General features: G+C 62.5%; 17 protein-coding genes. 12 read left to right on the top strand and 5 right to left on the bottom strand.

Annotated elements, in window-relative coordinates:
* The 4 genes from ASF81_RS15160 to ASF81_RS14755 all read left to right on the top strand — a co-directional run.
* On the top strand, positions 1 to 316 hold a 316-nt coding region (locus ASF81_RS15160; RefSeq protein ID WP_200932883.1), incomplete at its 5' end, for a hypothetical protein.
* Between the two features lie 129 nt (positions 317 to 445).
* Positions 446 to 793, top strand: a complete 348-nt coding sequence (locus tag ASF81_RS04795) for a DUF2171 domain-containing protein (RefSeq protein WP_200932882.1) — start codon at positions 446 to 448, stop codon at positions 791 to 793.
* Positions 793 to 1008, top strand: coding sequence for a hypothetical protein (locus tag ASF81_RS04790; protein WP_055805664.1), 216 nt, complete (start codon positions 793 to 795; stop codon positions 1006 to 1008). Before ASF81_RS04795 ends, ASF81_RS04790 begins: the two co-directional genes overlap by 1 nt.
* Positions 1005 to 1208: a helix-hairpin-helix domain-containing protein gene (locus ASF81_RS14755; protein WP_082503454.1), complete on the top strand. Its 204-nt coding sequence runs from the start codon at positions 1005 to 1007 to the stop codon at positions 1206 to 1208. The genes ASF81_RS04790 and ASF81_RS14755 overlap by 4 nt, the downstream gene beginning before the upstream one ends.
* Positions 1209 to 1347: 139 nt before the next feature.
* Here the strand turns inward: ASF81_RS14755 and ASF81_RS04785 are convergent, their stop codons facing one another.
* Together ASF81_RS04785 and ASF81_RS04780 are read right to left on the bottom strand one after the other, a co-directional pair.
* A complete protein-coding gene (locus ASF81_RS04785; protein ID WP_200932881.1) occupies positions 1348 to 1935 on the bottom strand; it encodes a glycosyltransferase family 2 protein in 588 nt (195 codons plus the stop codon).
* A 218-nt stretch (positions 1936 to 2153) separates the two neighbouring features.
* Entirely contained in the window at positions 2154 to 2312 is a 159-nt protein-coding gene (locus ASF81_RS04780; protein WP_156363154.1) for a hypothetical protein, read from the bottom strand.
* Between the two features lie 220 nt (positions 2313 to 2532).
* Between ASF81_RS04780 and ASF81_RS04775 the strand changes: the two genes are divergently transcribed.
* Together ASF81_RS04775 and ASF81_RS04770 are read left to right on the top strand one after the other, a co-directional pair.
* Positions 2533 to 2832 (top strand): hypothetical protein, encoded by a 300-nt coding sequence (locus ASF81_RS04775; RefSeq protein ID WP_156363153.1) that lies wholly within the window; start codon positions 2533 to 2535, stop codon positions 2830 to 2832.
* 91 nt (positions 2833 to 2923) lie between these two features.
* On the top strand, positions 2924 to 3679 hold the full coding sequence (locus ASF81_RS04770; RefSeq protein WP_162233938.1) for a Crp/Fnr family transcriptional regulator: 756 nt from the start codon (positions 2924 to 2926) through the stop codon (positions 3677 to 3679).
* A gap of 58 nt (positions 3680 to 3737) precedes the next feature.
* Here ASF81_RS04770 and ASF81_RS04765 read toward each other — a convergent pair whose 3' ends face one another.
* On the bottom strand, positions 3738 to 4496 hold the full coding sequence (locus tag ASF81_RS04765) for a Crp/Fnr family transcriptional regulator (RefSeq protein WP_055805653.1): 759 nt from the start codon (positions 4494 to 4496) through the stop codon (positions 3738 to 3740).
* A gap of 169 nt (positions 4497 to 4665) precedes the next feature.
* On the opposite strand from ASF81_RS04765, the gene ASF81_RS04760 reads away from it, so the two are divergent.
* The 3 genes from ASF81_RS04760 to ASF81_RS04750 are packed head-to-tail and all read left to right on the top strand — an operon-like array spanning position 4666 to position 5716.
* Positions 4666 to 4851 (top strand): hypothetical protein, encoded by a 186-nt coding sequence (locus tag ASF81_RS04760; protein ID WP_055753674.1) that lies wholly within the window; start codon positions 4666 to 4668, stop codon positions 4849 to 4851.
* Complete coding sequence (locus tag ASF81_RS04755) at positions 4848 to 5453, top strand: cysteine hydrolase family protein (protein WP_055805650.1); 606 nt, start codon at positions 4848 to 4850, stop codon at positions 5451 to 5453. The genes ASF81_RS04760 and ASF81_RS04755 overlap by 4 nt, the downstream gene beginning before the upstream one ends.
* Positions 5450 to 5716 carry a hypothetical protein gene (locus ASF81_RS04750; RefSeq protein WP_156363152.1) on the top strand — a complete coding sequence of 89 codons (267 nt, stop codon included), beginning with the start codon at positions 5450 to 5452 and terminating at the stop codon, positions 5714 to 5716. The genes ASF81_RS04755 and ASF81_RS04750 overlap by 4 nt, the downstream gene beginning before the upstream one ends.
* Positions 5717 to 5725: 9 nt before the next feature.
* Here ASF81_RS04750 and ASF81_RS14750 read toward each other — a convergent pair whose 3' ends face one another.
* Both ASF81_RS14750 and ASF81_RS04740 read right to left on the bottom strand, forming a co-directional pair.
* The gene (locus tag ASF81_RS14750) at positions 5726 to 6439 is read right to left on the bottom strand and encodes a Crp/Fnr family transcriptional regulator (protein ID WP_082503452.1); all 714 of its coding nucleotides are present in this window, start codon (positions 6437 to 6439) and stop codon (positions 5726 to 5728) included.
* 43 nt (positions 6440 to 6482) lie between these two features.
* On the bottom strand, positions 6483 to 7397 hold the full coding sequence (locus ASF81_RS04740; RefSeq protein ID WP_055805641.1) for a manganese catalase family protein: 915 nt from the start codon (positions 7395 to 7397) through the stop codon (positions 6483 to 6485).
* Positions 7398 to 7573: 176 nt separating this feature from the next.
* Here ASF81_RS04740 and ASF81_RS04735 point away from each other — a divergent pair, with 176 nt between their 5' ends.
* The 3 genes from ASF81_RS04735 to ASF81_RS04725 all read left to right on the top strand — a co-directional run.
* Positions 7574 to 8110: a hemerythrin domain-containing protein gene (locus ASF81_RS04735; RefSeq protein ID WP_055805638.1), complete on the top strand. Its 537-nt coding sequence runs from the start codon at positions 7574 to 7576 to the stop codon at positions 8108 to 8110.
* Positions 8111 to 8152: 42 nt separating this feature from the next.
* Positions 8153 to 8719: an SRPBCC family protein gene (locus ASF81_RS04730; protein ID WP_055805635.1), complete on the top strand. Its 567-nt coding sequence runs from the start codon at positions 8153 to 8155 to the stop codon at positions 8717 to 8719.
* Between the two features lie 17 nt (positions 8720 to 8736).
* Positions 8737 to 9548, top strand: an 812-nt coding sequence (locus ASF81_RS04725; protein ID WP_055805632.1) for an alcohol dehydrogenase catalytic domain-containing protein, incomplete at its 3' end; no start/stop codon positions are given.

Below are 9548 nucleotides of genomic sequence, written 5' to 3'. Positions count from 1 at the left end.
GGCCAAGCTCGATAAGGACGCGGTGCGCGCCTATCGACAGCAACTGCGAACGCCGCAGGAAGACAAGGCGCTCTCGGCCTGCGCCGCGTTCGAGGGCGACGTTCTCATCGTGCAGTCGGGCAAGGACGATCGCATTCCGCCCGAAGTCATCGCCTCGTATCAGGCAGCCTTCAAGGACGCGAACTCGTTCAGCCACAGGATCATCGCCGAAGCGACCCATGCGATGCGCGATCCCGCCCATCAGCGCCTTTACGCCACCCTGTTGATCAACTGGGTGGAGGAAATGGTGCGGGCGAGCCGCCGGTCTTATCGGTGAGCGTGTCGCCAGCGCCCAACGCCCAGCGCAGACGCCCTTATCGCAGCCGCATTACCCGCTACGACGCTTTCGTCTCTGGAACGCCGCGTGTCGCGCCTCGTTGATGGCGTAGGCAAACGGAGACCCACCATGACCGACCTCTCGAACATCAAAGAGCATATGGAAGTGATCGGCGCTGACGGCGTCCATCTCGGCACCGTCGATAAGGTCGAAATGACCGACCTCTCGAACATCAAAGAGCATATGGAAGTGATCGGCGCTGACGGCGTCCATCTCGGCACCGTCGATAAGGTCGAAGGCGATCGCATCAAGCTCACCAAGGCCGACAGCGGATCGCACAGCGATCACCATCATTACCTTTCTGGCGGCCTTGTCGCCGAGGTCGAGGGCAATCGGGTGCGCCTGTCCGCAAACGCCGACAACGCCGCTCTGCTCGAGGAAGAAGAGGCCGGCGAGGCGATCGCCGACCTTAAATAGTGTCGGCGATTCAGGATAATGATGCCGTCGCCGCCCAGCTTCTGGCCATCCGCGAGCAGCTGACAACCGAAGTGTGGTCGACCGCCGTGGCCGCCGCGACGTCCGGCGACCACGAGCGCGTCCGTGATCTGGTGAAGCTGAAGGTCGATATCGAAGCCATCGACTTCGCCCTCGGACACCGGCCGGCGGGCACAGCTACGGAAAACGAGACATGATCGACCTGAACACCGCCAGCGCCGACGCGTTAGACGGGATTGAGATGTTGCGCGGCCATGGGTTCGAAATCGTTCGCTATCGTGAGGAAAGAGGTCGTTTCACCAGCCTTCGCCAGCTCGATGAGGTACCGGGTTTGAGCGGCAAGACTGACGGCGTTGAAGCGCACGTTTCGGTCAAAGCCACGAGTTCATCGGCCTAGCCAGCTACGCAATAACGGTCCAATGCGTGGCCGTCGCCTGATCAAGATCGCTTCCTCATTAGAGAAGACGGACATTGAACTGCGTCGGGTCGTTTAGTTTCATACGTACGGCGAGCCTGCGCTTTGAAAGACGGCAATCCTAAAAGGGATTTGCAGGATTTTTTCGTGCGGCAGCGATTTCGGCCAGCGTGGGGTCGCGGCGGATGATCAAATCATCCGACGACCAGTCGACCAGTCCGAGATCCGCCATCGCCGTCAGCCAACCGTCCATCGGCCAGATCGACCAGGCGGCGTGGAAGCGTTTGGCGTTGGCGATCAGCGCGCGAAAATGCTGCAGGGGCGGATCATAGCCGTCAGGATGTTGGTGGAAGACGGGCGCGCCGCCGGCGAAGAGCAGCGGCAAGCCCGCTCGCGCGATGCGAAACCCCAGGTCCGTGTCTTCGGCGCCGTAGCCGACATAGGTCTCGTCGAACTCGCCAAGCCGATGGAAGGTCGAGCGACGGAGCGCGAAAGCCAGAGACCAGAACAGGCCCGGATTGCCCTCCGGGCTTTCGCCTTTCCGTGGAAAGGGGCGCACGGGATGGGGTCGCCCGGCGGCGCTCAGATCGACTTCCGACAGGGGGCCCGGCCGGACGGCTCCGGCGGGAAGATAGAGCACCTCCGGACAGACGACGGCGTCATGCTCGGCGAGCACGGCCTGCATCCGGTCGCAAACTGCCGACGACACGATGCAGTCCACATCGTCGGGCGGCGGCCAGAGGCAAGGCGTCGCCCGCCAGACGTTCGATGCGAACGGGAAAGCTCAGTGGCGGCAGCGTCACCGGTGCATCGCTCATGTCGACGACGATCAGTTCGTCGGGCGGCGAGGCGCTGAGCTTCAATCCCTCACCAATCGGTCCAGATGCGCCTGCCGGTTGCGAACCAGCGTCAGAGCGGACAGCGTCGTCATCGCCGGCTCCACAAATCCAGCCGATAGTTCGGATGCTTTTCGGCGAGATCCACCTGCATGAGCTCCGATAATCCAAGCCAGAGGCGCTCGACGGCGTCGTCGGCGGTCTGGGGATAGTCAGTCTCGCCTACCCGATCCCCCTCGGATCGGTTCATGGCGTAAAGCCTGAAGGTCAAAGCTATGCCGCGGCTATTCGTTCCTGTGTGCGATAATGGTCTCAAGCAGATGGGAGGCGTTCGGCTTTTGAAGCCAGCAGAACCAAGAGCATTTGGTCGAGATGATCCGATGCAATCGCGCGAGGGCTGCGGAGAGCAGTCAGCTTTGGAGCGATAAACTAAGCAGCGCGTTCAGTGGACGAACTAAGAGGACCCAACCATGACCAACCTTGTCGCCTCCACATTCGCAACACGTAGAGACGCCGAGCTCGTGGTCGAACGGCTTGTCCAAACCCATGGCATGGAACGAGACGCCATTCAGGTCGCTCCTGAAGGCGAGGCGAACACGGTTGGAGACAGGCCTTCGGGCGGAGACGTCGAAGGCGACAGCCCCAGCGTCGACTCTCGGTCGGACGTGCCGATCGCCGGCCGTGTCAAAGTCGTCGTGTCTGCAGAAACCGATGACGAGGAACAGACGATACGCGCCGCATTCGTCGAATTCGGCGCCAATGACGGATGACCCTCATGCGAGCCGGTCCTCGGCTACGTCGCGTTGATCCTGTGACAAGGGCCGCAGCGTCCCGACGCCTCTGTTCGCAAGGATGACGTCCGTGGAATCGCTCATCGATGCCAAGCTTCATCGCCTCGGCGACCTCTCGAACGACGATCGCGGACGGCTTGGAGGCCTCCTAAGTGGGCGCCGTCGCGCAGCAGCCGGCGAAGCCTTGGTGGAAGAGGGCAATCGACCCACGTTCAGTACGCTGCTGCTCTCGGGATTTGTCGGCCGAGTCTCGACCCTGGCGGACGGCGGTCGTCAGATCACAGCGATTAGCGTTCCCGGGGACTTCATCGATCTGCATGGCTTTCTTCTGAAAACGATGGATCACAGCCTGGTAGCCTTGTCTGACGTCACCGTTGCGGTTGTCCAGCACGCCGACTTGAGGCGCGTGACGGAACACGCCCCTCGCCTTGCGCGGGCGCTTTGGCTTGAAACGCTGATAGATGCGGCCATCCACCGGCAGTGGCTGGTGGCGCTGGGACGCAGAGACGCAGGGACACGACTGGGCCAGTTGATCTGTGAACTCTACCTCCGTCTGGAAGCCGTAGCCCTCGCCCAAGACCACACCTTCGAATGCCCTCTGACCCAATCGGACCTAGCGGACATGCTGGGGATGTCGAGCGTCCACGTGAACCGCTCGCTCAAGGTCCTTCGCGACACGGGCCTGGTGCGATGGCGGAATGGTCAGGTGTCGATCGACGACTGGACGGCGCTGACCGAGCGCGTCGCCTTCGACGCCTCCTATCTCGATCTGAAGCTGTCTAGGTCCTCAAGCGGCGCGCCGATCGCGAGACGGCGGACGGCCTAAATCTATCCGAAGCTCATTAGCGCGCGGCCGCTGCGCCTCCATCTCCGCGCCTGCGGCGTCAGACGCTCGCGATCCGGTTGGGACCGGACACATAGCGCCTGACGGGCAGCCCAGCGATACGGCGAAGCCGATCAACATCGATCAGGGAAATCGTCTGGTCGGACCGTTTGATCAGATTCAGGCGATCCATCTCGCGAAGGGTTCTGTTCACATGCACCGGCGTGATCCCGATCAGGTCGCCGAGATCGCGCTGGGTCAAAGGCATATGGAACATGCCGCCCGGCGCATCGCCGCGTTCGGACAATCGATCGAACAGATTGGTCAGCGTGGCGGCGATGCGAACGTGTGCGGGCGCCTGACCAACCACGGCCAGACTTTCCATCAACGCAACACGCTCTTTCTGCGCGCTCAGAAAGAGCGAAAGCGCAATCCGCGGATAGGCCTCAAATGTCGCTATCAGCCTGGACCTCGATATCGCGTGCACAGCGATGGGCGTCATGGCGGTCAGGCAGTCGACCGTTGTCGTCAGGCACAGGCTCGGCGCTCCCAGGAGATCGCCCGGAAGATGGACCTTCACAATCTGTTGCTTGCCCGATGCAAGCGCGATGGACGATGCGACCCAGCCCTGAGTCAGCAGATAGAGATGCGAAGGTTCAGCCGCCTCATGACGCAACACATGGTGGCGAGGCCAATGCTGGACCGGCTCGAGAAGCCCGGCCAGCGCCGAACGCTCGCGAGACGACAGCGCGACGAATTCTCCCAGCCGGCCCGGCGCATCGGATGGCGAATCGATTGGGGGCGGCAGGTCCTCATCCATGCCCCGCGTTCCCCCAAACCCGGCATGCCTGCACTAACCCATGTAAAGGGCTGTCCGACGCGCCGTCGGGGGGTGCTCTCGACAGGCTAGAAGCCTGTCCAAAATCGGACCTATGAAACTCAGCGGACGCACCAGGATTGGTTGTCTTTTGATCCGGCGAGAAGGCGACATGACCCGACATACGCCACACAGGGACAAGATTGATGATACGCGCGGCTTGGCGCAGGGCGGTCTAGGCGGCCCCGAGGACGAAATACTCGACGCGGGACAGGAGGAGGTCTTCTCCCGCACCGAAGTCGAGCTGGGCGAGAGCGAACACCACTGCGGTGAAGAGACGCCGGGGCTCAGGCCGTGACACACGGCCTGAAGACGCGCATTCCGGAAACAACGGCGCACCTTTGCATCGACATGCAACGCATGTTCGTGGAAGGGACCGAATGGCATACGCCTTGGGCAGCCAAAACCCTTCCGGCCATCGAGGCGCTATGTTCTGCAAGGCCTGAAAGGCTGTGGTTCACCCGATTCATCCCCGCCGCCACGCCCGATGAGGCGGGGGGCGCCTGGCGCGACTATTGGCGGCGTTGGTCGACCATGACGAAGAACGCTCTCGATCCGGCGATGTTGGATCTGGCGCTTCCGCTTCAGCGGTTCGCGCCGCCTGCGCAGATCATTGACAAAATGGTCTATTCCGCCTGGTCAGGCACACACCTCCACAAGACGTTCAAAGATCAGGGTGTCGATACGCTCGTCGTAACGGGCGCGGAAACTGACGTTTGCGTTCTCTCGACCGTGCTCGGAGCCATCGATCTGGGCTATCGTATCGTGGTGGTCAGCGACGGGGTCTGCAGTTCGGCTGATCAGCCTCACGACCACCTTTTGGCGCTCTACAGCGACCGCTTCAGTCTACAGGTCGAAACTGCCGAATGCCGAGAGGTGCTGGAGGCCTGGGTGGCATGACCGTCCATCCTCCCGTTCTGCGCTATCAGATCCGCTACCGTGATGGCGGAGAGCCTGAGACCCTCATCTCAAACGACATGGCTGACGCCATGGCCCAGGCGTCTCAGCGCGCAAAAGCGATGGGTCAGGCTGTCGCCCTGTGGTGCGATGGTCGGTGGATCGCCGACGTCGATTCAGCCCCGTCGCTCCTCTCGCCCGACTTGATCGCAAAGCTCGTCCATGCCGGCATCTATGTATTCGGCGCACCGGTCCGAGACCGGTGACGGCCTGATCTAGGCCGCCTCGGCCGCGATGGCTTCGGCGAACGCTGGAGACCGTGGTCGATAGTGACAGCAGGCCAGGCTCGCGAGAACGGCCTCATCCTTCAAAAGAATTCGTCCCCGCACGGTGCGTAGGGCGCCGGCGGCGCGAAGGCTCTGACACGCCTGATTGATGCTGGATCGGCGCAGGCTCAGCAACGCTCCGATATTCGATTGTGACAGCGCGATCTCAAAGCCACCGGTAGCGCGATGAATATCCAGAAGAAAGCTGGCGACGCGAGAGATCGACCCATGCGACATGGCGCACCTCAAACGCGTCTCCATCGCCTTCAATCGCTTGACGCCGCCTGAAAGCAGAAATTGAACGCCTTCCTCACCCGCCTCCCGGCAGAAAGCCGCAACGGGTGCCCGGTAAACCAAGCCGTTCGACAGCCAGAGCCCTGGGCTTCCCCCTGCGATGTCGATCAGATCGCCCGCCGCAGCGACGCCGCAATGGGTTCCTCGTTTCCCGTCATCAAGAAGAAGACAACCGTCGAGAACGACAGCGATCTCGCCATCCGGACGATAGGGTCCGCCCGACACGACGGGAATGATCTCTCCCAGGCGTAGCGCGCGACTGCGACTTTCGAAGGAGAGCGGATCAAACGCCCGCCACAACGAAAGAATTTCCTCGCGCGGCTCTAGACATGGCGAGGTTTCGCCGGACGGTGTCGCAGGATCGAGCATAGGCGCATCCTGCGACTTTCCGGGCGTAGCGCACTTACATGGGTTAACTGACGCCTTCGTCCTCGATCAGTTCGGTCGTGGTCCCTGCCCCAGGTCCCGCCCCTAGATCAGCGCCGGTCACAGGATTGCTGTCGGCGTCAGAGGCTGTTCGGGCCGCGAAGGCCTGGACAGCGGCGGCGTCCCGTTCGCCCAGTGAGACGCTGGCGGAGCCGTCGCCGCCGTCCACGGCGCCCTGCTGTTCACGGTCGTCGATGAACTCCCATTGCTCACCCTCATTCCAGGGACCGCGGGCATCGCCCTCTCCTTGGGACATGTCGTAGTATTTGTCAGCGAAGGCAGGCAAGCCGACCAGCTTGCCTGCCGGGAAGTTCGGCTCGATGGCGTAGAGGGCCTTCTCGAAGGACTTCTGATGCGCCACTTCGCGCGTCATCAGGAAGTTCAACGCGTCCTTCACGCCGGGATCGTCCGTGCAGTTGATCAGACGTTCATAGACGATCTTGGCTCGGGACTCGGCGGCGATGTTGGAGCGTAGGTCGCAGGCGGGATCGCCGATCGAGTCGATGTAGGCGGCGGTCCACGGGACACCGGCGGAGTTGATGAGGGCCGGCGCGCCGCCATAGAGAATGGACGTCGTATGACTTTCACCGCCGCTGTTCAGCGAGGCGTACAGATCCGCCTCCTCCATCGCGGCTTCAGCCATCTGGCCTTTCACGCCCCGGTTCAGCATGGACACGATCGAGCCGATGACTTCGAGGTGGCTTAACTCTTCCGTGGCGATGTCGAGCAGCATGTCTTTGCGGCCCGGATCTTCGTCCGCCAAAGCCTGTGTGAAGTAGCGCATGGCGGCGGCGAGCTCGCCCTGCGGCCCTCCGAATTGCTCAAGCATCAGGGTGGCGAGACCCGGGTTCGGTTCGGCTACCCTGACCGTATACATCAGGCGCTTGTTATGCATGAACATGGTTGGCTCCTTGGTTGAAGCCGAGCTAACCGGGCCATTCCGAGTGCTGTTCCAAAGGTCGGTTTTCGGACCTTGGATCGTTTTACTGTCGAGCTGGACACCTGTTGTGCCCGTTATTGGACAGGCGGAACGGACAACTCCCAACGGCTCTTGAACCCTCTTTCACGGGAGGTTTGATGTCCCTCATCGACAAGGCGCTCGCCGCCGTCACCCCGCAGCCTGACGACGAGACGCGCAAGGGGGCGACGGAAAAGGCCCGCGCCGCCTCCCAGGCGGGAGATTGGCTTTCGCTGGTGCTCGATCATCACGACGCCATCCGCGCCGCCTTCGCCTGCGGCCGAACGGCCAAGACCGCTGTCGAAAGAAACGCCGCGCGCGATGCCCTCGCCGTGGTGCTGAACGGCCATGCGCTAGCCGAGGAGCTGGTCCTCTATCCCGCCCTCGGTCAGGCCGGCGAAAAGATGCACGCGGCCCACGCCTATCTCGAGCAGACGACCACGAAGGCTCAGATGGCGGAGCTTGAAAACATCGCGCCCTCGAAGCCCGCTTGGCTGGAAAAATGGACCCACATCGAAGGCGCCGTTCTCACCCATATGTTCGAGGAAGAAAGCGATTGGTTCCTGACCCTGCAGGCCAAAGGTGACCACCAGGTCCGTCTGGCCTCGCGTTACGCCGAAGAGTTCGAACGCTACGCTGGCGCGCCCCAGTCTTGAGCCGCCTGATCCCGACCGTCCAACATCAAGGAGGCATCAACGATGTCCGCCCCCCTTTCGACAGACGCCGACGTCCAATCCCCAGCCTTCCACGACGACGACTATGTGGAAGGCGCCTATGACGCCACCAGCATCCGGGCCGTCATGATCAACCAGCCTCGTCAACGGCTTTATGACTACTGGCGCGACTTTCGAAACCTGCCCAGTTTCATGGAGAATGTGAGGTCGGTGGATCTTCTGGACGACCTCCGATCAAGTTGGAGCGTTGCAGGTCCGGCCGGTGCGGAGATCGAGCTTGTCAGCGAGATCACCGAAGATCGTCCCGGCGAATACATCGCCTGGCGGTCGACCGAGGACAGCGATGTCGATCACGAGGGCTGGATCGCGTTTCGCGACAACGCCTTCGGCCGAGGCACCGAGGTCCGTGTTCTGATCAGCTACGATCCGCCGGCGGGCGCCGTCGGCAAACTGGTCGCCAAGGTGATGCAGCGCGAGCCCCGGGTCCAGGCCCGGCGCGAGCTGCGACGTTTCAAACAGCTGATGGAGACGGGCGAAATCTCGACGTCCAAGGCTCCCGACGCGGCGCCGCGCGCCGACCGTCATTTCTGATCCAGGAAGGAATTCCCATGCGCGCCCTGACTTGGCACGGCAAACACAACGTTCAGGTGGACACGGTCCCCGATCCCCAGATCGTCAATCCCCGCGATGCGATCATCAAGATTACGGCGACCGCCATCTGCGGATCAGACCTGCACCTCTACGATAGCGTGATCCCCGGCATGTCCAATGGCGACATCCTCGGCCACGAGTTCATGGGCGAGGTCGTCGAGATCGGCCGTGGCAACACGAGCCTTCAGGTCGGCCAAAAGGTCGTCGTCCCCTTCGTGATCGCCTGCGGCTCCTGCTTCCATTGCGGCAAGCAGCAGTTCTCGGCCTGCGACAACTCCAATCCCGCCGACAAGTCCGACGCATCCGAGATCGCCTACGGTTACCCGGCTGCCGGGCTGTTCGGCTATTCGCATCTGACCGGCGGCTATGCGGGCGGCCAGGCGGAATATGTCCGCGTCCCCTATTCCGACGTCGGCCCGATCGTGGTGCCGGACGGGATCGAGGATGAGCGGGTCCTGTTCCTGTCCGACATCTTTCCCACGGGTTGGATGGCGGCCGAGAACGCGGAGATCGAGCCCGGCGACACGGTGGCGATCTGGGGCTGCGGCCCCGTCGGTCTGTTCGCCATCAAGAGCGCCAGATTGATGGGCGCCGGTCGCATCATCGCCATCGACCATCATCCACGCCGACTGGAGCTCGCCAAGGCGAACGGCGCGGAAGTCCTCAACTATCATGAGGTCAAGGTTCGCGAAGCCCTGATGGAGATGACCGCCGGCATCGGGCCGGACGCCTGCATCGACGCGGTCGGTCTCGCCCCGCGCCACGGCTC

It is taken from the genome of Brevundimonas sp. Leaf168, assembly GCF_001423685.1.
Classification (GTDB): domain Bacteria; phylum Pseudomonadota; class Alphaproteobacteria; order Caulobacterales; family Caulobacteraceae; genus Brevundimonas; species Brevundimonas vesicularis_C.
The sequence above is the reverse complement of the archived record's forward strand: the minus strand, read 5'-3'. Positions and strand labels throughout refer to the sequence as shown.

Excerpts from the sequence above, each read along its gene's own strand:
- ASF81_RS04760 (WP_055753674.1), top strand. The coding sequence starts at position 4,666 with ATGACCCGACATACGCCACACAGGGACAAGATTGATGATACGCGCGGC.
- ASF81_RS04730 (WP_055805635.1), top strand. The coding sequence starts at position 8,153 with ATGTCCGCCCCCCTTTCGACAGACGCCGACGTCCAATCCCCAGCCTTC.
- ASF81_RS04765 (WP_055805653.1), bottom strand. The coding sequence starts at position 4,496 with ATGGATGAGGACCTGCCGCCCCCAATCGATTCGCCATCCGATGCGCCG.
- ASF81_RS04795 (WP_200932882.1), top strand. The coding sequence starts at position 446 with ATGACCGACCTCTCGAACATCAAAGAGCATATGGAAGTGATCGGCGCT.
- ASF81_RS04735 (WP_055805638.1), top strand. The coding sequence starts at position 7,574 with ATGTCCCTCATCGACAAGGCGCTCGCCGCCGTCACCCCGCAGCCTGAC.
- ASF81_RS14750 (WP_082503452.1), bottom strand. The coding sequence starts at position 6,439 with ATGCTCGATCCTGCGACACCGTCCGGCGAAACCTCGCCATGTCTAGAG.
- ASF81_RS14755 (WP_082503454.1), top strand. The coding sequence starts at position 1,005 with ATGATCGACCTGAACACCGCCAGCGCCGACGCGTTAGACGGGATTGAG.
- ASF81_RS04780 (WP_156363154.1), bottom strand. The coding sequence starts at position 2,312 with ATGAACCGATCCGAGGGGGATCGGGTAGGCGAGACTGACTATCCCCAG.
- ASF81_RS04740 (WP_055805641.1), bottom strand. The coding sequence starts at position 7,397 with ATGTTCATGCATAACAAGCGCCTGATGTATACGGTCAGGGTAGCCGAA.
- ASF81_RS04775 (WP_156363153.1), top strand. The coding sequence starts at position 2,533 with ATGACCAACCTTGTCGCCTCCACATTCGCAACACGTAGAGACGCCGAG.
- ASF81_RS04750 (WP_156363152.1), top strand. The coding sequence starts at position 5,450 with ATGACCGTCCATCCTCCCGTTCTGCGCTATCAGATCCGCTACCGTGAT.